This window comes from Sphingomonas lycopersici (genome assembly GCF_026130605.1).
GTDB lineage: Bacteria > Pseudomonadota > Alphaproteobacteria > Sphingomonadales > Sphingomonadaceae > Sphingomonas > Sphingomonas lycopersici.
Map to the genome: position 1 here is coordinate 525,119 of NZ_JANFAU010000002.1, position 21,215 is coordinate 546,333.

The following is a 21,215-nucleotide window of genomic DNA, read 5'->3' on the forward strand; positions in this document are numbered from 1 at the left end:
CAAATGACGAACAACGATGTTGCCGACTCGTTCTGCAAAAGTGCAGAATAGCGACATGACGCCGGACTGGGACGACGTTCGCCATTTCCTTGCGGTTGCGGAAACGGGCAGCACGCTCGCCGCCGGGCGCGCACTGCGCGTCAGCCAGACCACCGCCGCGCGACGCGTCGCCGCGCTGGAGGAGGCGCTGGGGGTGATCCTGTTCGATCGCCGACAGGCGGGCTATCTGCTCACCCCGGCGGGCGAAGCGTTACTGACCCACGCGCGGAGCGCGCAGGACGCGCTACGCCGGCTGACCGACGAAGCCTCGCTGCTCGGGCGCAGCGCCGAGGGCGTGGTGCGCCTCACGCTGTCGCCGATCTTCGCCTTTACCTTCATGATGCCGATCATCGGCGATCTGCGCATCGCCCAGCCCTCGATCCATATCGAGATCGACACCACCGAGGACGTTCGCGATCTCGCCGGGGGCGAGGCGGATATCGCGCTGCGCGTCAGCAAGGAACGGCGCGGCGCCGGGCTCGTCTGGCGCCTGCTGACCGCCGATCCCTGGACGGTCTATTGCAGCCGCGCTTATGCCGAGCGACACGGCGTGCCGCGCCATATGTCCGAGCTGGTGAACCACCCTTTCATCGGCGGCGGCGAGCCTGGGGTGTGGGCGCATTATCAGGCGTGGCTGGCGGCGAGCGGGCTGGAGGAGAAGGTGATCATGCACCATAATTCCTCCACCGGGCTGCTCGCGGCGGTGCGCGCCGGCACCGGGCTCGCCGCGCTGCCGTGCCTCGCGGCGGACACCGACCCCGATCTGATCCGCTGCGTCCCGCCGCTCAAGAAAGTAATAACCCATTTGTGGCTGGTCTATCCCGAGCGGCTGCGCCACGAACCGCGGATCCGCGCGGTGCTCGATTTCCTGATCGCGCGGGTGCCGCGGTTTACGGGGTGAGAAGCCGGCAATGACGAGCGACCTGACGATCTGGACCTATGATTGGGTGCCGCAAGGCCCGCGCGGTTTCGTGCGCGATCTGCGGCTGAGATGGGCATGCGAGGAAGCCGGCCTCGACTATGAAATGCGGACGGTCGCCTTCGACGGCCGCGAGACGAACCACCTCGCGCAACAGCCGTTCGGCCAGGTGCCGTTCCTGCGTGACGGCGACCTCGAACTGTTCGAAAGCGGCGCGATGCTGCTGCATCTCGCGCGGAAGAGCGAGCGGCTGATGCCAAGCGATCCGGCCGGACAGGCGCAGGTGATGCAATGGACGATCGCCGCGCTCAATTCGATCGAGATGGTCTCGGTCCCGTGGTGGTTCCTCAATGTCTCCGGCGATGTCGACAACCAGCTGACCGGATGGTTGAGCGCACGGCTGGGCCAGCTCGAAAGGATATTCGGCGAGCGCGAATGGCTGGTCGCCGATCGCTTCACCGTCGCCGATCTGCTGATGGCGGACGTATTGCGGGTGGCGCTGGTGCGCGCGTTCGGCGACCGGCCGGCGACCGAAGCCTATATCGCCCGCACGATCGACCGGCCGGCGTTCAGGAAAGCCCAAGCCGATCAGATCGCTTTCTTCGCAGCGGCTGACAAGAAACGCTGATTTACCCCGCCGCCACCCAGGGCGCCTCGCGGAACCATTTGGTGACGATATACTTCACCCCCTCGGTTACCGCCGACCCCTCGTGGAGCGTCGCCGGATTGGGGCTGCCGTCCGCCGCCATATTGTTCCACGCGAGCAGCAATCCGCGCTGTGGTGCGACGCGCAGGCCCGCCTGCGGAAACCAGGTCGCCCCGCCCTCCCCGACATCGTTGAGGTAGATCATCGCGGTCCACGTCCGCTGCCCGCCGCTGGCCTTCATCACCGGCCAATAGCTTTCGTTCTCGTGGAAATAATCGTGATGCGGGCGGAAATGCTGGCCGACGGCGTAACGCTGGCCCTGCATCGTCTCGGCATTTTCTGGCGCGATGCCGAGCAGGCCGGCAATCCCCTCGTCGATCGCGCGCACCGCCGGCGCCCAGCGGTCCATGTCGCAGCTCTCGCTGGTGCGGAAGGCGGTATCGCCGCGATCGGACAGCAAGGTGGAGGGCCGGCGATCGGCATCGATCATCGCAACCAATTGCTTGCATTGCGCGGCATCGAGATAGTTGCGGCAGCGATAGACCACCGCGAGATCGGTCGGCAGCCGCTCCATCCGCGGATCGGCATCGAGCCGCGCCTGCACTTGCTCTCCGATAAAGCGCCGTACCGGCGAAGGATGGCCGGGAGGTCCGATTCTCGTCGTCATGGCGCCGCCAATTCGCGCGCCCGAAGCGCGAAGGCAAGCGGGCGCCGCACGAAACGACGCCCGCCTGCGCTGATTTACCAGAAGATGTCGTAGATCACATCGACCACTTCGCCGCTGTCGACGTCGACCAGCAAGGCGTCGTTGTAATAGCGCACCCAGCGATACGGGCCGTAGACTTCCGGCAGGCGATAGGTCCACGGATCGTCGATCCAATAATCCTCGACGAACAGCGGCGCCGACAGCATCACCCCGACCGAGAAACGGCGATAGCCGTAATCCCAGCCATAGGGCGCATAATAGCGCGGCAGGTGGAACACCGAGCGGTTGCGGTAGCGGTAATTGCTCCAATTGTACCGCGTGTCGCGCCGCCAGTCGCGGTTCCACGCGCGGCGGTCGTCATGGCCATAGCGATCGCGCACGAAATCCCGGCGGTCGTTCCAGCCCGAGCGGACATCGCGATTGTCGCGCCCGCGATTCTGCCAGCGCGCGCGATCGTCGTTCGACGGGCGGCCCTGCCACCCGCCGGGTTGACCCGGCTGGCGCTGACCGTCCCAACGACCGGGCTGCCCGGGCTGTCCCGGTTGACCCCGACCGTCCCAACGGCCCGGCTGCCCAGGCTGACCCTGACCGTCCCAACGACCCGGCTGTCCCGGTTGTCCCGGCTGGCGCTGGCCATCCCAACGGCCCGGCTGCCCGGGCTGGCGCTGGCCATCCCAGCGACCCGGCTGCCCGGGTTGCCCCGGCTGGCGCTGGCCATCCCAACGGCCCGACTGCCCGGGTTGCCCCGGCTGGCGCTGGCCATCCCAACGGCCCGACTGCCCGGGTTGCCCCGGCTGGCGCTGGCCATCCCAGCCACCCGGCTGCCGCTGGCCGTCCCAACGACCGGGCTGGGCCTGATCGCCGCGCGGCTGCCATTGCGGGCGCTGCGCCTGATCCCAGCGCTGTTGGGGCTGAGCCTGCGGTTGCGGCTGCGGGCGGGGCGCCTGTTGCTGCGGAGCTGCCTGGCGCGGCGCACCGCGATCGCCGCGATCGCCACGCTGCCAGCCCTCCTGTGCCGACGCGGCGAGCGGCAGCAGCGAGGCTGCTGCGGCCAGCGCGGCCAATATCTTCTTCGTCATTCCCGGACACTCCATCGCCGGCGCACGAGCCGGCCCCGATGATATTGCCGGTTATCGCCGAGTCGCAGCGAATGCGGGCTGAACCATGCTGTCAGCCGATTGAAAGATTCAAAAGTCTCAACGTCGTGCTGCGAGCGGGGCGTCTTCGTCCTCCGGCGCCTCGCCGGCGGGGACGCGGGTGCGCACCGCCTGGTAGCCGAGCGAGGCGCGTGCGCGCACCGGCCCGGCGATATCCGCGACGAGATAGAGCGGCCGCCGCTTCGATTCGATATAGAGCCGCCCGAGATATTCGCCGATCATCCCCAGCACGAACATCTGCACCGCGCTCAGCACCGTCACGACGAGCATCGTCGAGGTCCAGCCCTGCACCGGGCTGCCGCGGAAATAGCCCCAGGCGATGTAGAAGAGCAGCAGCAGCGATGCCCCCGCCAGCGCGACCGAGGCATGGCTGGCGAAACGCAGCGGCGCGGTGGAAAAGCCGGTTACGGCGTCGAACGCGAGCCGCAGCATTTTCGACAGCGGATAATTGGTCTCGCCGGCGTGACGCTCGGCGCGGTCATAAGGGAACGGGACCTGCCGGAACCCGACCCACGCCACCATCCCGCGGATGAACCGCGCCTGCTCGGGGAGCGAGAGGAAGGCATCGAGCGCGCGGCGCGTCATCAGCCGGAAATCGCCGGTATCGAGCGGGATCGGCGTATCGGTCACGCGATCGAGCACGCGGTAGAAGGCCGAGGCGGTGGCCTTTTTGAACAAGGTCTCGCCCTCGCGCTTGCGGCGCACGGCATAGACGACATCGGCCTCCTCGCGCGCCATCACCTCGCGCATCTCGCCGAGCAATTCGGGCGGGTCCTGCAGATCGGCATCGAGGATCAATATCTGCTCGCCGCAGCACAGATCGAGCCCCGCGGTCAGCGCGAGCTGGTGGCCGTGGTTGCGCGACAGGTTGATCGCCACCACGCGCGGGTCCGCCGCGGCGAGCTGTTGCATGATCCGCCAGCTGTCGTCGCGCGAGCCGTCGTTGATCAGCACGATCTCATGATCGTCGCCCACCACCGCATGCGCCGTGGCGGAGACGCGCTGGTGCAGCAGCGGCAGCGTTTCTGCCTCATTGTAACACGGCACGACGATCGAAAGCTGAAGACGATGCATGATCAGCCGCACTTATCGGCTGGATGGGGGAAAATCACGCAAATGTTGCGGTAGAGCCCCGTGCCACGAACCTCCCCCGTTCGACCTGAGCTTGTCGAACGGGGAGAGGTGGTCGTGGTTGACGCGAAGCGCGTTATGCCGCGGCGCGGGCGCGTTCCTCGACCATCCGTTCGAGGATCGTCAGCGGCATCGCGCCAGCGCCCAGGATGTCGTGGAAATTCTTCTCGTCGAATTTCGCGCCGAGGATCGCCTTCGCTTTCTCCCGCGCACGCACCCAGGCGGCATGGCCGACCTTGTAGCTGCACGCCTGCCCCGCCTGGGTGCAGTAACGCTCGATCTCGCGCTGCGAGCGCGGACGCGCGAAGCCGACGGTCTGCACCATATAATCGGTCGCTTTCTCGCGGCCCCAGCGCTTGGAATGGATCCCGGTGTCGATCACCAGCCGCGCCGCGCGGAACAGATAGCTCTGCAGGAAACCGGCGCGCTCCAGCGGCGAGGCATAGCCGCCCACCTCGTCCGCCAGCCCCTCGGCATAGAGCGCCCAGCCTTCCGAATAAGCACTGAAGAACGAAAGCTTGCGGAGCAGCGGCGTCTTGGCCTGCTGCGCGATGGTCAGCTGCAGATGATGCCCCGGCACGCCCTCGTGATAGGTGAGCGCAGGGAGCGAATATTTCGGCCAGTCGCCGACGCTCTTGAGGTTGATCCAGTAGATCGCCGGGCGCGAACCGTCGAGCGCGGCGAGGTAATAATAGCCGTTCGAGGCGCCATCCTGGATCTCCACCGGCACGCGGCGAATCTCGAGTGGGGCGTTGGGCCAGTGATTGACCAGCCGGTCGAGCTTGGCAGTCATCGCCGCGACCCCCGCATTGAGGTCGCGGATCAGTTGCTCGCGTCCCGCAGCGGTATCGGGATAGAGCTGGTCGGCACGCACGTTGAGCGCGTTGAGCCGCTCGGCAACGCTGCCCTGGGTCAGCCCCTGCCCCTTGAGGATCGTATCGAGCTCGGCGGTGATCGACGCGACCTGCTCCAGCCCCATGCGATGCACTTCGTCGGGGCTGAAATTGGTCGTCGTCGCCTCGGCGAGCGCGGCGGCGTAGATCTCGTCGCCCTTCGGCACCGCCCACAGCCCGTCGTCGGTGCGACCGTTCGCGCGCAGTTGCTTGACCAACGCGATCTGCCGGTCGAGCGCCGGATAGACCTGCTTCTCGACGATCGCGGACGCCTTGGCCTGCCAGTCGCCGGCGATATTGGCCTTGGCTGCGCGGGTCGCGAGCGACTGGGTAAGGCCGCTCTGCGCCGCTGCCGGCGATCGCAGCTTGGCCATCTGCGCCAGCGCGAGATCGAGCGACCAGCCCGGCGCGACATAGCCGCGCACCGCCTGTTCCTTCTGCTCGGCGGTTTCATTGTCGAGCGAGGTCGCCATCGCCGCAAGTCGATCGAGATAGGCGGCGCAATCCTCCGCGTTGACGATCGTATGCGAGGAATTGAGGAAATCGGGCGTCTCGAAATAGACGCCGGCCTGCTGGGTGATCAGATAGGGGCGCTGGACCGAATCGAGCCCGAACCGGTCGTTCGGCAGCGCCTGCGAATTGAGCGAATAGAGCACCACCTCGCGATCGAGCTTCGCCGCGGGCGACAGGCTGTCGGGGGAGATGGCGGTGATATCGGCAATCGCGCGCTTCAGCATGCGCTGCCCCTTGGCGCGCCCGGCAGCGGAATTATCCTCCAGCCGATGCTTGAGCGGGGCATTCGCCCCCTTGTCCATCCCGAGCACCGTCGCGAGCGTCGGCATCTCCGGAAGGATATCGGTCATGATCCGGTCGAAAGTGGCATTGAGCTTCGCATCGCCCGCTGCGGCGGCTTGTGCGCGCAGCGCGGCAGGCATCAGCGCGAGCGCCGACGCGGCGCCCGACGATGCCAGGAAAGAACGACGATCCATTTTTGGAAACCCCTTTTAATTTGGGAATGGTGCCAGCGTAACGCCGTGCGCAGGTGTGGCAACCCCATAATACACCCACTCAACCGTCATGCCGGACTTGATCCGGCATGACGACAAAAGACCCGACCTTATCTCGCCGCAGCCGACCCGCCCGTCGCCAGCGCACGATCGTACCAGGCGGAAAGGTCGCGCTTCATCGCGTGGAGCGCGTCGGGGTTGAGATAAGTCATGTGCCCCGCGGGATAATAAGTGAAGCTCAGGTTCTTCGCCTGCGCTGGCTCCAGCATCATATGGCCGAGATCATATTCGGTGCCGAAGAACGGCGTCGCCATATCGTACCAGCCGTTCATCGACAGCACCTGGAGATAGGGATTGTCGCGCATCGCCGCCGCGAGATCGACCGCGGTATTGGGGTTGTTCTGCTGCGTGCCGAACCCCGAGCCAGGCGCCTTGTGCTTCCAGTTCCAGTCGAACCCCGCCCCGTCGCGCGCCGACAGGCGATACGGCATGTCGGTCTTATACCCCAAGGTGTTCGAGACATAATCGTGGAAGGTGCCGATGAACGCACCCGAAATCGCCTCCGACGAGGCATCGGTTTCAGGGCGATCACCCGCCGCGTCGCTATCGACCCCGGTGTAGCGGGCGTCGAACCGGCCGATCGTTCGCCGCTGATCGCGCAGCAATTCCTTCTGGAAACGCGGCAGATCGATCCGCAGGTTGGCGCGCTTGATGAACTCGGGCGAGAGACCGATCAGCTGGCTCAACTGCGTCGCGATCTGGTCGCGCTCGGCGTCGCCTATCGACTGGCCCTTGGCCAGCGCCGAGGCATAGGGGCCAACCGCGAAGGCGCGCGCCTGTTCGACGATCGTCGCGACGTCCGCCGGGCGGTTGGGGATGCGGTTATGATACCAGGCGGTCGCGGCGAAGCTCGGCAGATAGTTGAGATAGACCTGATCGAGCCCCGGCTGGCGATAGCCGTAGTTCATGATCGAGGAAAGCAGCACGACGCCGTTCAACGCCATCCCGCGATCCTGTAGCTGATAGGCCAGCGCGCCCGAGCGCGTCGTGCCATAGCTTTCGCCGAAGATGAACTTGGGGCTGTTCCACCGCCCGTTCTTGGTCACGTAACGGATGATCGCGCGCGCGAAGGCGTCGACATCGCCATCGACGCTGTAGAACTGGCTGGGCTTCGTATCGCCCAGCGCACGCGAATAGCCCGCGCCCATCGCATCGAGGAACACGAGGTCCGTCTTGTCGAGCAGCGTATCGGGATTCGGCCCGAAATCATAAGGCGCGGGGCGGATCGATTCGGGATTGCCGGTGCGCAGCCGGACCGGGGCGAACGATCCCATATGCAGCCAGAAGGTCGGGCTGCCCGGGCCGCCGTTGTAGAAGAAGGTGATCGGGCGCTTTGTCCCGGGCCGCGTGCCATCCAGCGTATAGGCGGTGTAGAACATCGACCCGGTCGGCTTGCCCTCGGTATCGCGGATCGTCAGCGTGCCGGCGGTGGCGGTATAGCCAAGCGTGCGGCCGGCGACGGCGACGCTGCCCTTCGACTTCTCCTCGCGCTCCTGCACCGGGGCATTGGCATAGGCCGCCTCGGCCTCCTGCTTCATCAGTTCGGCATTGTTTTGCGGGGCGCCCTTCCCGCCCTTCTCCGCCGGCTTGGCTTCCTGCGCGGCGACAACCGCCGAGGTGGACAAGAGCAAAATAGCGATGGCGCGGGCGAACATGCGGAAGACTCTCCCTTTTTTACGATACGTAATATCGTTCCAATTGCGCGTTCATGCGCGCGGCGCAACACCCCATCGTCATTCCCGCGCAGGCGGGAATCCATTGCCGGCGTCGTCGCAACTCTATCGGCTAGGCCTGCGTGAATGGATTCCCGCCTGCGCGGGAATGACGGTGACTGAGGTCAAATTGCTCCACCCCGGCGCAGGATGGGGCCCAGCATCGAGCCGTTCGTAACTGGGGTCCGGCCTGCGCTGGGGTGGTAAAAGGGGTTCAACTCACACCCGCTCCGCCCCCGCCACCGCATCGGCGGCGCGCAGCGCGGCGAGCAGCCGCATCAGCTGGTGCGCATCATGCACCTCGACGTCGATCGTGTTGGTGTGGATGCCGGTATCGCGGCTGTCGAGGCGGAGGTTGATGATGTTCGCCTTATGCTGGCCGATGATCGTCGCGATCACCCCCAGCGCGCCGGGCTCGTTCTTTACCTCGACCGAGATGCGCGCGACCGCGCCCATCGTCTTGTCGCCCCATTGCACGTCGATCCAGTCGGTTTCCTCGTCGGACCGTTCGGCGAGATCGGCGAGCGTGCGGCAATCAATCGAGTGCACCTCGATCGACGCATCGGGCCGGCGCAGCCCGACGATGCGGTCGCCCGGCACCGGATGACAACAGGTCGCCAACTCATAGGCGACGCCCGGCGCGAGCCCCTCGATCGAGATCGCGCTGGATTGCGGCATATTATGCGCGACATCGGCGCCAGCCGACCCCGGCATCAACGCCTCCATCACCTGCGCGTCGGTCAGCGTGCGGCGCGCGATCGCGGTCATCAGCTGCACCTCATCGGCGAGCTTGAGGCGCTTGATCCCCTGTTCCAGCGCATCCGCCGCGAGCGGCGCGGGCAGACGCGTGACGATATCGTCGTAGAGCTTGCGCCCCAGCGCGACGGTCTGCTCGCGCTCGACCAGCCGCAAATGGCGGCGGATCGCGGCGAGCGCCTTGCCGGTGATCGCGAAGCTCAGCCAGCTCGGCTGCGGGGTCTGCGCCTTAGAGCGCAGCACCTGCACCTGATCGCCGTTGTGGATTTCGGTCCGCAGCGGCACGACGCGGCCGTTGATCTTCGCCCCCACCGCCTGATCGCCGAGATCGGTGTGGACCGCATAAGCGAAATCGATCGGGGTCGCGCCCTTGGGGAGCTGGATCAGCTCGCCCTTCGGGGTGAAGGCGAAGATGCGATCCTGATACATCGCCATCCGCGTATGCTCGAGCAGTTCCTCGGGCGTCGCGGCATTGTCGAGGATTTCGACCAGATCGGCGATCCAGTCCTGCTGCGTCTCGGGCCGGACCTTCATGTCCTGCTTGTACGCCCAATGCGCGGCGAGCCCGTATTCGGCCTCGGCGTGCATTTCCTCGGTACGGATCTGGATTTCGACGCGCTGGTTTTCCGCGTGCATGATCGTGGTGTGCAGCGAGCGATAGCCGTTGCGCTTGGGCGTCGAGATATAATCCTTGAACCGCCCCGGCACCGCGGGCCAGCGGCGGTGGATGTGCCCGAGCGCGGCGTAGCAATCCTCCACCGCCGGCACGATCGCGCGGAACGCCATGATGTCGGAAAGCTGCTCGAAGCTGATATGGCGCTCCTGCATCTTGCGCCAGATCGAATAGGGATGCTTCTCGCGCCCCGAAATATCCGCCTGGACGCCATGACGCGAGAGCAGCAATTTCAGCCCCGAGCCGATCTTGGCGATCTTGTCCCCGCCGCCCGACTTAAGCTGTTCGAGCCGCCGCGTGATCGATTCATACGCCTCGGGCTCGAGCTGCTGAAAGGCGAGCGTCTGCATCTCCTTCATGAACTCGTACATGCCGATCCGCTCGGCGAGCGGGGCGTAGATATCCATCGTCTCGCGGGCGATGCGGCGGCGCTTGTCGGGGTTCGCGATGTAATGCAGCGTGCGCATATTGTGCAGCCGGTCGGCCAGCTTGACCAGCAGCACGCGGATATCGCCCGACATGGCGAGCAGGAATTTGCGCAGGTTTTCCGCGGCGCGCTCGTTCTCGGTCTGCGCTTCGATCTTCGACAGCTTGGTCACGCCGTCGACCAGCCGCGCGACATTGTCGCCGAACAATTGCCCGATCTGTTCGGGGGTAGCGACGGTATCTTCCACCGTATCGTGGAGGATCGCGGTGGCGATCGTCTCGTCGTCGAGGTGCAACTCGGTCAGGATGCCGGCGACCTCGATCGGGTGGCTGAAATAAGGATCGCCCGACGCGCGCTTCTGGGTGCCGTGGGCATTGACCGAAAAGACATAGGCGCGGTTGAGCAGCGCCTCGTCGGCATCCGGGTCATAAGCGAGGACCCGATCGATCAACTCATATTGTCTCAGCACAAAGGCACGATGGCGCTTTCGCCTATTGCTTTGCAACAGAAATGGTCCGCCGGCCGCATACGGCGACCGGCGGACCCGATTTCATGCCTTGGGATAAGGCGGATCAGTTCGCGGGGGTCGGCGCCGGATCGGCCTTCGCAACCGCGACATGGCCGCCCTTCGCCTTGGTGTTGCACTCGCCGAGCGCGGCGGCGTCGAACGCCTTGCCGCCCGCGCTGAACGACGAGATCTCGCCGACGCCGCGTGCGATCAGCTGGCACGCGACCATATCGCGCACCGGCGCCTTGGCGGTGACATAGGCGCCGTCGCGCAGCGACCACGGCGTGTCACGCGTCATCACCGCGTCCTTGGTCGCCGGGGCGGCCGGGACGGCGACGAAATAGCCCGCCGGGGTCTGCGCGGACGCACCCGCCGAAGCGAGCAAAGCGGTGGAGGTGAGAACGGCTGCGATGAGGGAGCGAATCATTGTTGCCTCGCACAATAAGTTGCTAAATAATACCTACATATTGCATATGCGAGTTGCAAGAGAAAACCAATATTTTTGTTCGAAGCCGGCGCGGGGTCGGTTAGGATAGGCTTGAAAACAAAGGAGCTTTCGGTTGGGGAAATTACGCGAACCGCTCAACGAATGCAGTCTTCCGGCAGCGCTGGAGGCGATGGGCGAGCGGTGGGCGTTCCTGATTTTACGCGCCGCCTTCAATGGCTTGCACCATTTCGAGGAATTCCAGTCGGAACTCGGGATCGCGCGTAACATCCTCGCCAACCGGCTCGCGCGCTTCGTCGAGCACGGGATCATGGAGCGCCAGTCGCTGCCCGAGGATCGTCGCAAGATTCAATATTGCCTGACCGAGAAGGGCCACGCGCTGCTCCCGACGATGGTTGCACTGCGGCAATGGGGCGAGCGCTGGGAGACCGGGGTGCCGGCTTTTCCGATCCTCGTCGACTCGCGCGATCACCGCCCGATCCAGCCGATCGCGGTGCTCAGCCACGACGGCCGCGTGCTGACCAAGGGCGATCTGCACTGGGCGCTGCCCGGCGACGTGGCCGACGCAACCGACATCGCCAACGCGGCGGAATAGCCCCTCCCCCGTTCGGGCTCAGGGCGAACGGGTTAGATGCTTATTTCTTGATCAGCCCGATCTCGACCAGCCGCTCGTGCAGATAGTCATGCGCGGTGATCGGGGTCGGATAACGGTTGGGGTTTTCCGCGCTGATGCAGCCGGGCAAGGTCTCGATCAGGAAATCGGGCGCGGGGTGCAGGAAGAACGGCATCGAGTAACGCGAATGCCCGCGCCGCTCGGGCGGCGGATTGACGACGCGGTGCGTGGTCGATGGCAGGACATGATTGGTCAGCCGCTGCAGCATATCGCCGACATTGACGACCATCGCCCCCTCGGGCGGCTTGATCGCCAGCCAGCGCCCCGAATCGCGGTCGCGCAATTCGAGCCCGGCTTCCTCGGCGCCGAGCAGCAGGGTGATGAGGTTGATATCCTCATGCGCCCCCGCGCGGACCCCTTCGGCATCGGCCGGGATCGGCGGATAGTGGAGCAGCCGCAGCACGCTGTTGCCGTCAGTCACCGCGCGGTCGAACCAGTCCGGCACGAGCTTCAGGTGCCGCGCGATCGCCGACAGCAGCCGGTCGCCCGCACGATCGAAAGCAGTGAACAATTCGAGGAAGGTATCGCGGAACCCCTCGGGTCGCGCCGGCCAGATGTTGGGCGCCATATGGTCCGCGAAGCGATGCCCCTCGGGCAGATCGCGGCCGATATGCCAGAATTCCTTGAGATCGACGTGCTTCGCGTCCTTGGCGATCTCGGTCTTGAACGGCGTATAGCCGCGCGCGCCGCCGCCGCCGGCGACGAAATAGCCGCGCTTCTCGTCGTCGGGCAGCGCGAACAGCGCCGCGGTCTCGCGCCACGCGCGGTCGATCAGATCGTGGGGAATCCCGTGATCGGCGACGATCGCGAAGCCGAACCGCTCGAACGACCCGCCGAGCGCGGCGGCAAAGGCCACCGGATCGGCGTCCTGATCGTTGAGGCTGAGCGTCGGCACCTGCGCCAGCGGGGTATCAAGCATGATGATGAGGGGTCCATGAGGGGTAAACGGCGGTCATACGCCCTTCCCTGCCGGTCTGCTAGCCGGACGCCGCTCACCCCGCCGCGTCGTCACCCCGGCGAAAGCCGCGGTCTCGTGCTGCGAGGGCGACGCCTGCCGCCCGCGATCCCGGCTTTCGCTGGGATGACGGATCGGCTCAGAACGGCAGCTTGAACCCCGGCGGCAGCGGCAGGCCGCTGGTCATCTTCGCCATCTCCGCCGACGACGCCGCATCGGCCTTCGCCCGCGCATCGTTGAGCGCCGCGGCGACCAGATCCTCGACCATCTGCTTCTCGCTCGGCTGAAGCAACGACTCGTCGATCGTCACCGCAACGATCCGTCCCTTGGCCGATGCGCGCACCTTGACCAGACCGCCGGCGGCGGCGCCCTCCACCTCGATCGTGTCGAGGTTTTCCTGCGCCTTGCTCAGCTCGTTCTGCACGTTCTGCGCCATGGCAAGAATGTCGTTCAAATCCTTCACGATACGCTCCGTTTGGGCCAGTCTATCAATTCAGCGTCGGGGAAAGCGGCACGCGCCGCCGCGACGATCGGAGTGCCGAGGATCGCCTGACGCGCTGCCTCGTCGGCGGCATCGGCGGCTTCCTTCAGCGTCGGTTCGCCGGGCGCGTCGACCATTGCGATCTTCCACGCGCGCCCGGTTTCCGCCTTGAGCACCTGCGCGAGCTCGGTCAGCACATCGGCGGCGATCGGGCGCGAGCCGCTGAACGAGAGCTCGCCCGGCGCCGCGCTGACCAGCCGCGCATTGCTGTGCAGCCGGAAATAGAGCGCATGATGTCCGCGCTCCTCGAGCAAGGCCATCACCGCGGCGAATTCGTTGCTGCGCTGCGCGGGAGCGGGGGCCGCCGTCGACGGGCCGGAAACCGAGATCGACCCGTTCGCGATCTGCCGCGCCAACTCGCCCGGATCGGGCAGGGTCGAGGCGTGGACGATGCGCAGCAGCGCCATTTCCGCCGCCTCGATCGGCAGCGCGGCGCGCACCACTTCGTCATGTCCCTTGAGCAGGAGCTGCCACAGCCGGTGGAGCATCGCGAACGACAATTTGGCCGACCAGTCGCGGAAGGCGTCGCGCTCCTCCGCCGCCTGCGCTGCGTCCTCGGGCGCGCCGACCTTGACCAGGGTCACGCCGTGGACCGCTTCGAGCAACGCGCGGAACACCGCCTGCGGATCGACCCCGAGATCATATTGCCGGCGCAGCGCCGCCAGCGCCCCCGGCGCATCCGCCGCGAGCAGCAACGCGAGCAGATCGCGCACCGCGCCGCGATCCGAGAGGCCGAGCATCTCGCGCACCGCCGCCGCGCGCACCCCGCCGCCTTCGAGATCGGCGTGGGCGATCGCCTGATCCAGGATCGACAGCCCGTCGCGCGCCGAGCCCTCCGCCGCGCGCGCGATCAGCGCCAGCGCCTCGGTTTCGACCTCGACCTGCTCCTCGGCGCTGACCCAGGCGAAATGCTCGGCGAGCTTGTCCGCCGGGATGCGCCTGAGGTCGAACCGCTGGCAGCGCGACAGGACGGTGACGGGGACCTTGTTCACCTCGGTGGTGGCGAACAGGAATTTAACATGCGCCGGCGGCTCCTCCAGCGTCTTGAGCAGCCCGTTGAACGCCGCCTTGGACAGCATATGGACTTCGTCGATGATGTAGATCTTGTAGCGCGCCGAGACCGCGGCATAGCGCGAGGCCTCGATGATCTCGCGGATGTCGTCGATCCCGGTATGGCTCGCGGCATCCATCTCGATCACGTCGATATGGCGCCCCTCGGCGATCGCGCGGCACGGTTCGCATTGCCCGCACGGATCGATCGTCGGCCCGCCCTGCCCGTCGGGGCCGACGCAATTCAACGCCTTGGCGATCAGCCGCGCGGTGGAGGTCTTGCCCACCCCGCGCACCCCGGTGAGCAGAAAGGCGTGCGCGATGCGATCGCGGCGGATCGCATTCTCCAGCGTGCGCACCATCGCCTCCTGCCCGATCAGCGCGGCGAAGGTCTGCGGGCGATATTTGCGCGCGAGCACGCGATAGGCGTCGCCGCCGGCGCGATGCGGCTGGGGCGGTTCGTCGAGGCCGAGAGAATCGCTCATCGGCGCGCGAGGGAGAGGAATTGTGTCACGCCGAGCTAGATAGGCGCTGTGAGCGCGTTCGTCAGCGGGAAAGATTTGGATGGGGGCAGCGCCGCGGCGAAGCCGCGGCGTCGGACGGCGCTTCTGCGCTGCCGCCCGCGCTTGCCGATGTGGCACGATGCGATCGCGCGCTCATCGGCTGCGCGGGTGGGAGCCGGAACGACCCGTGGCGAAATCGTTGTGGCTGCTTCCGTCAGGATCTGACCAGGTTGGCGACGACCACGTCCGCCCGACTCCCGCGCGCCATATGGCGGAGCCGGGCGGAAGGTTCAAGGTGCCTGATGATCAGCCCCGCACGCGATAGCAGCGGCGCACCTTGCCGTAGTGCCCGTGGTGCCAGCGACACACCTGCCGCCAGCGCGGCCCGTGGTGCCAGCGCTGCGGATGATGATAGCGGTTGTCATGCCAGCGGCGCCCGTCGTCGCGACGATCCGCCGCGGCCGGCACGGGGGCGAGCGCGCTCGCCGCGACAACGCCGGCGAGGGTCAATGCGATCAGCTTCATCTCGCTTCTCCAACGACTTAGAGATTACCAGCCACGCACGCGGTAGCAGACCTGACGCGGGTTATAATAGCCGCGCCACTCGCACACGCGGCGCCAGCCGCGGCCACGATCCCAGCGCACGTCGCGATCCCAGCCGCGGTGCCAGCCACGGTCGCCGCGCCAGTCGCGACCCCGATCCCAGCCGCGATCCCAGCCGCGGTGGTGGCCCCGATCGTGACGATAATAGCCATCGTCCCACGGGCGCGCCTGCGCCGCGGCGGGAATGAAAAGCGTCGCCGCCATCAAGCCGGCGAATCCCAGACTCATGCGATTCATGTGGAATACTCCTTACTCATCTCCCCAGATGAGCCGAAGATTAGGTCATCGCCCCTGCATGTTCCGTGAACCCGTCGGTAATCTTACAGTCAGGCCGTCGAGCGCGTCGCTCAGCACGATCTGGCACGACAGCCGGCTGGTGCGCGTCACCGCATAAGCCAGATCGAGCATATCCTCCTCGTCGTCGCTCGCCGGGGGGAGCCGGTCGAAATCATCCGGCTCGACGATGACGTGGCAGGTGGCGCAGGCCATCTGGCCCTCGCACGTCCCCTCCAGCGGCTGCCCCTCGCGCTGGCCGACCTCGAGCAACGTCTCGCCCGGCGTCGCTTCGGCTTCCCGCACCGAGCCGTCGGTGGCGATGAAACGCACCTTCATGCCGCGATCCTCTGCGCATCGGCGGCGGCGGCGATTCGGGTAAGCGCGGTCGCCAATTCCACCTCGGTCGTATAGCGGCCGAAGCCGAGCCGGATCGAGCTGCGCGCCTGCCGGTCGTCGAGCCCGATCGCCTTGAGCACATGGCTCGGCCGCCCCGATCCGCTGGCGCAGGCCGATCCGGCCGAAAAGGCGATGTCGCGGCAATCGGACATCAACCGGTTCACGTCGAGCCCCTCGCGCCGCAGGTTGAGATTGCCGCGATAGCGCTGCGTCGTCGATCCGTTCACCGTCCAGCCCGTCACCCGGTCGATCGCCAGCGACCAGAGCCGCTCGACATGCGTTGCATCCTCGGCCGCGCGCGTTTTCATCAGCCGCGCCGCGACCCCGAACCCGACGCACAAGGCCGGGCTCAACGTCCCCGAGCGGCCGCCTTCCTGATCGCCGCCGTGGAGCAACGGATCGAGCGTCACCCCGTCGCGAATCCACAACGCGCCGACGCCCTTCGGCCCGTAAATCTTGTGCGCCGAAAGCGCGATCAGATCGCACCCCGCCGGGATCGGTACGCGGCCATAGCCCTGCACCGCATCGCACAGCATCAGCGCACCCGCCTCATGCGCCACCGCGGCGATCTCCGCGATCGGCTGGATCACGCCGATCTCGTTGTTGACCAGCATCGCCTCGACCAGCGCCGCGCCGGGCAGCGCCGCCGCCAGCGCGTCGCGATCGACCAGCCCCTCGCGATCGACCGGCACCACCCGCGCCGCGCCGCCGGCCCGCGCCGTATCGAGCACCGCGGCATGTTCGGTCGCGATCGTCACCACGGGGCCGGCGACACCCTTGATCGCCCAGTTCAACGCCTCGGTCGCGCCCGAGGTGAACACCACCCGGCCCCCTGGGGGCAGCAGCGCCGCGATCTCGCCGCGCGCCACCTCGATCGCCGCCTTCGCCTTGCGCCCGGCGGAATGCGCCGAATGCGGATTGGCGTGGCTGTCGCGGAGCCACGGCAGCATCGCCTCGAACGCCTCGGGCGCGAGCGGGGTGGTCGCCTGATAATCGAGGTAAATCATGCCGCGAGCCGCCGCGCCTGCCGCGCCACGTCGCGCCATGCAGAAATGAAGCGATCCACATCGCCGTCACCGGTCGTCCGCCCGAAGCTGACGCGGACCACTTCGCGCGTCTCCTCCTCGCGCCAGCCCATCGCGCGCAACACATGGCTCGGCTTCATGCTGCCGCTCGCGCAGGCGCTGCCGGCCGAGACCGCGATCCCGGCGATGTCGAAGCGAATCAGCTGCGCGGTCGCCGCCAGCCCAGGCAGACGATAGCTGCCGATCGCGGGATGACGCGGCGCGTTCTCGCCGACGACGATCCCGCCCGAGCGGCGGATCGCATCGTCGAGCCGCGCGCGCAACGCTTGATGATCCGGCTCCGGCTCGGCGAGCGCGGCGGCATAGCCCAGCGCGGCGGGCAGATTCTCGGTGCCGGGGCGGTAGCCGCGCTCCTGCCCGCCGGTCGGGCGAAGCGTCGCCAGATCGCGAACCAGCAACGCGCCGACGCCCGGCGGCCCGCCGCGCTTGTGCGCGGAGAGCGCGACGAAATCGGCATGATCGGCGAGTTCGGTCGACGCCGGCATCTGCGCCGCATCGACCAGCAGCAGCCCGCCCGCGGCACGCACGATCGCCGCCGCGGCCGCGATCGGCTGGCGCACCCCGGTTTCGCTGTTGCACCATTGCAGGCAGACCAAGGCGGGCGCCCCGCTCAGCAGCGCCGCCAGCGCGTCGAGATCGATCACCCCGTTCGCATCGACCGGCGCCACCACCACCGCGTCGCCGCCAGCCCGGATCGCCGCATCATGCTCGACCGCCGAGATGATCCGCCGCTCGATCAGCCCACGCCCCAGCGCCAGCCCAAGCGACTCGCTCGCCCCGCTGGTCAGCAAGGTCTCGCCGCGCCACCCATAAGCCGCCGCAACCGCCCCGCGCGCCTCCTCCAGCGCGGCGCGCGCGGCGCGGCCCTCGGCGTGCGGCGAGGAGGGATTTGCCCATATCGCCTGCCCGCGCGCCACCGCCGCGATCGCCCCCGCGGTCATCGGCGTGGTGGCGGCATGATCGAGATAAAGCCGCGGGAGCACGGCAGGTGTGGCTGATTCCGGCAAAACTCGTTCCAAATCCGGTGATCCGCCCTATATAGCGCGCATCGCCCGGTGCGACACTCGCGCCCATAACAAACGAGTAACGATGCCCGAAGTCATTTTCCCCGGCCCCGAAGGCCGCCTCGAGGGACGTTTCGTCCCCGCCCCCAAGCCACGCGCACCGGTTGCGATGATCCTGCATCCGCATCCCAATGCCGGCGGCACGATGAACAACCATATCGTGCAGGCGCTGTACAAGACCTTCCAGCGCCGCGGCTTCGCTACCCTGCGCTTCAACTTCCGCGGGGTCGGCAAGAGCCAGGGGACGTTCGACAACGGCGTCGGCGAGCTTTCCGACGCGGCGAGCGCGCTCGATTGGGTGCAGAGCTTCCACCCCGAAGCCTCGACCACCTGGATCGCGGGCTTTTCGTTCGGTGCGTGGATCGGGATGCAGCTGTTGATGCGCCGCCCGGAGATCCGCGGCTTCATCTCGATCGCACCGCCAGCCAATCTCTACGATTTCACCTTCCTCGCCCCCTGCCCCTCGTCGGGGATCATCATCCAGGGCGAGCAGGACGAAGTGGCGACCCCCGGCGCGACGCAGAAGCTGGTCGACAAATTGCGCACGCAAAAGCACATCACGATCCACCACGACGTGATCCCGCGCGCCAACCATTTCTTCGAGCATGAGATGGACGACCTGATGAAGTCGGTCGACAATTATCTCGACATGCGGCTGGCCCCGGATTCGCCGATCCGCTGAAACAATTCCACCGTCATCCCCGCGAAGGCGGGGATCCATTCGCGCGGGTCGGGGAAAGAGCCGCACCGCCAGCCAGAATGGATTCCCGCCTGCGCGGGAATGACGGAATGGCTAGGAAATTCCTGCCGATCAGCGCCCGGTCGGCAAGGTCCAGATCAGCACATTGCCGACCAGCACCGCGGTCATGATCAGCAGCAGCACGCCCTTGCGACGATCCTTGCCGGTCCGCACCAGATAAAGCCCGCCGATCAGGCAGGCGAACGCCGCGATCATCCCGATCGCCGGTGCCGCCTGCGCGATCCCGGTCAACGCATCGTTCACACCCGGCCCATCGCGAGGAACTTGGCACGACGCTCCTTGCGCAGCGCCTCTGGCGACAGCCCGACCAGTTCGCCCAGCGCATGATCGAGCGCATCACCCAATGCGGCGATCGCGCCCGTCGGCTGGCGGTGCGCGCCGCCGATCGGCTCGGGCACGATCGTGTCGATCACCCCCAGCGCCTTAAGATCCTGCGCGGTGACCTTCATCGCCTCCGCCGCCTCGGGCGCCTTGTCGGCGGTACGCCACAGGATCGAGGCGCAGCCCTCGGGCGAGATCACCGAATAGACCGCATGTTCGAACATCAGCACGCGATTGCCGCAGGCGAGCGCGACCGCGCCCCCCGAGCCGCCCTCGCCGACCACCGCCGCGACCATCGGCACGCCGAGCGCGAGGCTCGCCTCGGTCGAACGCGCGATCGCCTCGGCCTGACCACGCTCCTCGGCCTGCAGCCCGGGAAAGGCACCCGACGTATCGACCAGCGTCAGCACCGGCAGCCCCGAACGGTCCGCCAGCTCCATCAGCCGCACCGCCTTGCGATAGCCTTCGGGCTTGCCCATCCCGAAATTGTGGCGAAGCCGCGAGGCGGTATCGTCGCCCTTCTCATGCCCGATCACCATCACGCGATGGCCGCGGAAAGTGGCAAAACCACCGAGAATCGCCTGATCGTCAGCGAAACCGCGATCGCCCGCCAAGGGCACGAACTCGCTGAACAGCCCGGCGATATAATCCTTGAAATGAGGCCGCTCGGGATGACGCGCGATCTGCGTCTTCTGCCACGCGGTGAGCCTGGCGAAGGTGTCGCGGAGCAATTTGTCGGATTTCGCCTGGAGCTTGGCGATCTCCGCGGAAAGATCGACACCACCATCGGCGCCCGTCTCGCGCAATTCGGCGATCCGCGCCTCAAGCTCGGCGATCGGCTTCTCGAAATCGAGGAAAGTCGGCATCCGGCTGCGCTAGGATGCCCGCTTCGCCACGTCAACGAGCGGATGGCGTTCATTGACCAGCTCGACCAGCCGGCGGCTGTCGACATGGGTATAGATTTCGGTCGTCGCGATATCGGCATGCCCCAGCATCGACTGGAGCGCGCGCAAGTCCGCCCCGCCCTCCAGCAAATGCGTGGCGAAGGCGTGGCGAAGGACGTGCGGGCTGATGCGATCGGGCGGAATCCCCGCCGCCGCCGCCAGCGCGCGGATCAGTTGATAGAGCCGCACCCGCGACAGATGCCCCTTCCCCGACGGGAACAGGAACGCGCGGTCCGCCGCGACATGCTCGCGCCACAGCGCCACCGCGGCGCGCGCGCGATCGGACACCGGCACCAGCCGCTCGCGCCCGCCCTTGCCGCGCAGGATCAGGAACGGCCGGTCGGGCTGGATCGCATTGCGCGGCAGCGAAACCAATTCGGTCGCGCGCAGGCCCGAGCCGTAGAGCAGCTCCAACAGCGCCGCCATCCGGCGATCGTTGGGATCGGGCGGGTCGCGCGCGAGCCGCTCGGCAATCGTCGCGAACAGGCGGTCGATATCGGCATGCGACAGGGTTTTCGGCAACCCACGCTGAGTCCCCGGCCGGGGCAAAGCCTTGCCCGGATCGTCGCCGCGCAGCCCCTCGTCGACCAGAAAGGCGAAGAAGCGCCTCAGCGCCGCCGCCTTGCGCGCGACGCTGGCGCGCGACAGCGGCAGCCAGCTTTCGCCGAGCCGCGCCAGCGCCGCCTCGTCCGCGCTCGCCAGCGCACCGCCCAGTTCGCCGGACGCGAGCAGCAGATCGCTACGATAGGCCGCGATCGTGTTGCGCGCGGCGCCCGCCTGCGCCGCCATCATCTCGAGGAAGCGTTCGATCAGGGCGCGATCGCTCATTCTCCCCTCCTTGGAAGGGAGGGGCTCGGGGTGGGGCGGCATGGGGAGCACCGATCCGCCTCCTCGCGGGTCCACCCGCCCCCAGCCCCTCCCTTCCAGGGAGGGGAGCAAGAAGGGGACCGCGTCGAAACCATCGC

At 67.1% G+C, this 21,215-nt stretch carries 22 protein-coding genes and 1 other RNA gene; 4 read left to right on the forward strand and 19 right to left on the reverse strand.

The genetic code is table 11. From position 1 onward, the window contains the following. Positions 1-16 precede the first annotated feature (16 nt). Both NED98_RS05725 and NED98_RS05730 read left to right on the forward strand, forming a co-directional pair. The gene (locus tag NED98_RS05725; RefSeq protein WP_265312201.1) at positions 17-940 is read left to right on the forward strand and encodes a LysR family transcriptional regulator; all 924 of its coding nucleotides are present in this window, start codon (positions 17-19) and stop codon (positions 938-940) included. 10 nt (positions 941-950) lie between these two features. Continuing rightward, a complete protein-coding gene (locus tag NED98_RS05730; protein WP_265312202.1) occupies positions 951-1,586 on the forward strand; it encodes a glutathione S-transferase family protein in 636 nt (211 codons plus the stop codon). Position 1,587: 1 nt separating this feature from the next. On the opposite strand, the gene NED98_RS05735 is transcribed toward NED98_RS05730, so the two are convergent. The 7 genes from NED98_RS05735 to NED98_RS05765 form a co-directional block, all read right to left on the reverse strand. After that, positions 1,588-2,271 carry a prolyl hydroxylase family protein gene (locus NED98_RS05735; RefSeq protein WP_265312203.1) on the reverse strand — a complete coding sequence of 228 codons (684 nt, stop codon included), beginning with the start codon at positions 2,269-2,271 and terminating at the stop codon, positions 1,588-1,590. A gap of 74 nt (positions 2,272-2,345) precedes the next feature. Then, on the reverse strand, positions 2,346-3,389 hold the full coding sequence (locus NED98_RS05740; RefSeq protein ID WP_265312204.1) for an RcnB family protein: 1,044 nt from the start codon (positions 3,387-3,389) through the stop codon (positions 2,346-2,348). 117 nt (positions 3,390-3,506) lie between these two features. Further along, positions 3,507-4,541: a glycosyltransferase family 2 protein gene (locus NED98_RS05745; RefSeq protein ID WP_179511849.1), complete on the reverse strand. Its 1,035-nt coding sequence runs from the start codon at positions 4,539-4,541 to the stop codon at positions 3,507-3,509. Positions 4,542-4,674: 133 nt separating this feature from the next. Continuing rightward, positions 4,675-6,480, reverse strand: coding sequence for a DUF885 domain-containing protein (locus NED98_RS05750; protein WP_265312205.1), 1,806 nt, complete (start codon positions 6,478-6,480; stop codon positions 4,675-4,677). 128 nt (positions 6,481-6,608) lie between these two features. Beyond that, the gene (locus tag NED98_RS05755; RefSeq protein WP_265312206.1) at positions 6,609-8,213 is read right to left on the reverse strand and encodes a S10 family peptidase; all 1,605 of its coding nucleotides are present in this window, start codon (positions 8,211-8,213) and stop codon (positions 6,609-6,611) included. A gap of 276 nt (positions 8,214-8,489) precedes the next feature. Then, a complete protein-coding gene (locus tag NED98_RS05760) occupies positions 8,490-10,595 on the reverse strand; it encodes a RelA/SpoT family protein (RefSeq protein WP_265268278.1) in 2,106 nt (701 codons plus the stop codon). Between the two features lie 103 nt (positions 10,596-10,698). After that, positions 10,699-11,061, reverse strand: a complete 363-nt coding sequence (locus NED98_RS05765) for a CC_3452 family protein (protein WP_179511853.1) — start codon at positions 11,059-11,061, stop codon at positions 10,699-10,701. Between the two features lie 190 nt (positions 11,062-11,251). Here NED98_RS05765 and NED98_RS05770 point away from each other — a divergent pair, with 190 nt between their 5' ends. Then, on the forward strand, positions 11,252-11,674 hold the full coding sequence (locus NED98_RS05770; protein WP_265268483.1) for a winged helix-turn-helix transcriptional regulator: 423 nt from the start codon (positions 11,252-11,254) through the stop codon (positions 11,672-11,674). Positions 11,675-11,714: 40 nt separating this feature from the next. Here NED98_RS05770 and NED98_RS05775 read toward each other — a convergent pair whose 3' ends face one another. The 9 genes from NED98_RS05775 to NED98_RS05815 form a co-directional block, all read right to left on the reverse strand. After that, positions 11,715-12,671: an isopenicillin N synthase family dioxygenase gene (locus NED98_RS05775; protein ID WP_265268277.1), complete on the reverse strand. Its 957-nt coding sequence runs from the start codon at positions 12,669-12,671 to the stop codon at positions 11,715-11,717. Positions 12,672-12,846: 175 nt separating this feature from the next. Then, the gene (locus tag NED98_RS05780; protein ID WP_265312207.1) at positions 12,847-13,170 is read right to left on the reverse strand and encodes a YbaB/EbfC family nucleoid-associated protein; all 324 of its coding nucleotides are present in this window, start codon (positions 13,168-13,170) and stop codon (positions 12,847-12,849) included. Continuing rightward, a complete protein-coding gene (locus tag NED98_RS05785; protein WP_265312208.1) occupies positions 13,167-14,783 on the reverse strand; it encodes a DNA polymerase III subunit gamma/tau in 1,617 nt (538 codons plus the stop codon). The genes NED98_RS05780 and NED98_RS05785 overlap by 4 nt, the downstream gene beginning before the upstream one ends. A 182-nt stretch (positions 14,784-14,965) precedes the next feature. Next, an RNA gene (ffs, locus tag NED98_RS05790) (signal recognition particle sRNA small type) lies at positions 14,966-15,063 on the reverse strand. A 44-nt stretch (positions 15,064-15,107) separates the two neighbouring features. Then, entirely contained in the window at positions 15,108-15,326 is a 219-nt protein-coding gene (locus NED98_RS05795; RefSeq protein ID WP_179511857.1) for a hypothetical protein, read from the reverse strand. Between the two features lie 24 nt (positions 15,327-15,350). Further along, positions 15,351-15,641 carry a hypothetical protein gene (locus tag NED98_RS05800; protein ID WP_179511858.1) on the reverse strand — a complete coding sequence of 97 codons (291 nt, stop codon included), beginning with the start codon at positions 15,639-15,641 and terminating at the stop codon, positions 15,351-15,353. Between the two features lie 45 nt (positions 15,642-15,686). Then, entirely contained in the window at positions 15,687-16,016 is a 330-nt protein-coding gene (locus NED98_RS05805; RefSeq protein ID WP_265312209.1) for a 2Fe-2S iron-sulfur cluster-binding protein, read from the reverse strand. Beyond that, positions 16,013-17,083 carry a cysteine desulfurase family protein gene (locus tag NED98_RS05810; RefSeq protein ID WP_265312210.1) on the reverse strand — a complete coding sequence of 357 codons (1,071 nt, stop codon included), beginning with the start codon at positions 17,081-17,083 and terminating at the stop codon, positions 16,013-16,015. Before NED98_RS05810 ends, NED98_RS05805 begins: the two co-directional genes overlap by 4 nt. Next, the gene (locus tag NED98_RS05815) at positions 17,080-18,144 is read right to left on the reverse strand and encodes a cysteine desulfurase family protein (RefSeq protein ID WP_265312311.1); all 1,065 of its coding nucleotides are present in this window, start codon (positions 18,142-18,144) and stop codon (positions 17,080-17,082) included. The genes NED98_RS05810 and NED98_RS05815 overlap by 4 nt, the downstream gene beginning before the upstream one ends. A 106-nt stretch (positions 18,145-18,250) precedes the next feature. Here NED98_RS05815 and NED98_RS05820 point away from each other — a divergent pair, with 106 nt between their 5' ends. Beyond that, the gene (locus NED98_RS05820; protein WP_179511861.1) at positions 18,251-18,907 is read left to right on the forward strand and encodes an alpha/beta hydrolase; all 657 of its coding nucleotides are present in this window, start codon (positions 18,251-18,253) and stop codon (positions 18,905-18,907) included. A gap of 129 nt (positions 18,908-19,036) precedes the next feature. Here the strand turns inward: NED98_RS05820 and NED98_RS05825 are convergent, their stop codons facing one another. Genes NED98_RS05825 through NED98_RS05835 form a run of 3 tightly spaced genes read right to left on the reverse strand, consistent with a single transcriptional unit; the run spans position 19,037 to position 21,078 of the window. Further along, complete coding sequence (locus tag NED98_RS05825; protein WP_265312211.1) at positions 19,037-19,228, reverse strand: hypothetical protein; 192 nt, start codon at positions 19,226-19,228, stop codon at positions 19,037-19,039. Next, positions 19,225-20,172 (reverse strand): acetyl-CoA carboxylase carboxyltransferase subunit alpha, encoded by a 948-nt coding sequence (locus NED98_RS05830; protein ID WP_265268272.1) that lies wholly within the window; start codon positions 20,170-20,172, stop codon positions 19,225-19,227. Before NED98_RS05830 ends, NED98_RS05825 begins: the two co-directional genes overlap by 4 nt. Positions 20,173-20,181: 9 nt before the next feature. After that, entirely contained in the window at positions 20,182-21,078 is an 897-nt protein-coding gene (locus NED98_RS05835; RefSeq protein ID WP_265312212.1) for a tyrosine-type recombinase/integrase, read from the reverse strand. Between the last annotated feature and the right edge of the window lie 137 nt (positions 21,079-21,215).

Excerpts from the sequence above, each read along its gene's own strand:
- NED98_RS05725 (WP_265312201.1), top strand. The coding sequence starts at position 17 with ATGTTGCCGACTCGTTCTGCAAAAGTGCAGAATAGCGACATGACGCCG.
- NED98_RS05730 (WP_265312202.1), top strand. The coding sequence starts at position 951 with ATGACGAGCGACCTGACGATCTGGACCTATGATTGGGTGCCGCAAGGC.
- NED98_RS05735 (WP_265312203.1), bottom strand. The coding sequence starts at position 2,271 with ATGACGACGAGAATCGGACCTCCCGGCCATCCTTCGCCGGTACGGCGC.
- NED98_RS05740 (WP_265312204.1), bottom strand. The coding sequence starts at position 3,389 with ATGACGAAGAAGATATTGGCCGCGCTGGCCGCAGCAGCCTCGCTGCTG.
- NED98_RS05745 (WP_179511849.1), bottom strand. The coding sequence starts at position 4,541 with ATGCATCGTCTTCAGCTTTCGATCGTCGTGCCGTGTTACAATGAGGCA.
- NED98_RS05750 (WP_265312205.1), bottom strand. The coding sequence starts at position 6,480 with ATGGATCGTCGTTCTTTCCTGGCATCGTCGGGCGCCGCGTCGGCGCTC.
- NED98_RS05755 (WP_265312206.1), bottom strand. The coding sequence starts at position 8,213 with ATGTTCGCCCGCGCCATCGCTATTTTGCTCTTGTCCACCTCGGCGGTT.
- NED98_RS05765 (WP_179511853.1), bottom strand. The coding sequence starts at position 11,061 with ATGATTCGCTCCCTCATCGCAGCCGTTCTCACCTCCACCGCTTTGCTC.
- NED98_RS05770 (WP_265268483.1), top strand. The coding sequence starts at position 11,252 with ATGGGCGAGCGGTGGGCGTTCCTGATTTTACGCGCCGCCTTCAATGGC.
- NED98_RS05775 (WP_265268277.1), bottom strand. The coding sequence starts at position 12,671 with ATGCTTGATACCCCGCTGGCGCAGGTGCCGACGCTCAGCCTCAACGAT.
- NED98_RS05785 (WP_265312208.1), bottom strand. The coding sequence starts at position 14,783 with ATGAGCGATTCTCTCGGCCTCGACGAACCGCCCCAGCCGCATCGCGCC.
- NED98_RS05795 (WP_179511857.1), bottom strand. The coding sequence starts at position 15,326 with ATGAAGCTGATCGCATTGACCCTCGCCGGCGTTGTCGCGGCGAGCGCG.
- NED98_RS05800 (WP_179511858.1), bottom strand. The coding sequence starts at position 15,641 with ATGAATCGCATGAGTCTGGGATTCGCCGGCTTGATGGCGGCGACGCTT.
- NED98_RS05805 (WP_265312209.1), bottom strand. The coding sequence starts at position 16,016 with ATGAAGGTGCGTTTCATCGCCACCGACGGCTCGGTGCGGGAAGCCGAA.
- NED98_RS05810 (WP_265312210.1), bottom strand. The coding sequence starts at position 17,083 with ATGATTTACCTCGATTATCAGGCGACCACCCCGCTCGCGCCCGAGGCG.
- NED98_RS05820 (WP_179511861.1), top strand. The coding sequence starts at position 18,251 with ATGCCCGAAGTCATTTTCCCCGGCCCCGAAGGCCGCCTCGAGGGACGT.
- NED98_RS05830 (WP_265268272.1), bottom strand. The coding sequence starts at position 20,172 with ATGCCGACTTTCCTCGATTTCGAGAAGCCGATCGCCGAGCTTGAGGCG.
- NED98_RS05835 (WP_265312212.1), bottom strand. The coding sequence starts at position 21,078 with ATGAGCGATCGCGCCCTGATCGAACGCTTCCTCGAGATGATGGCGGCG.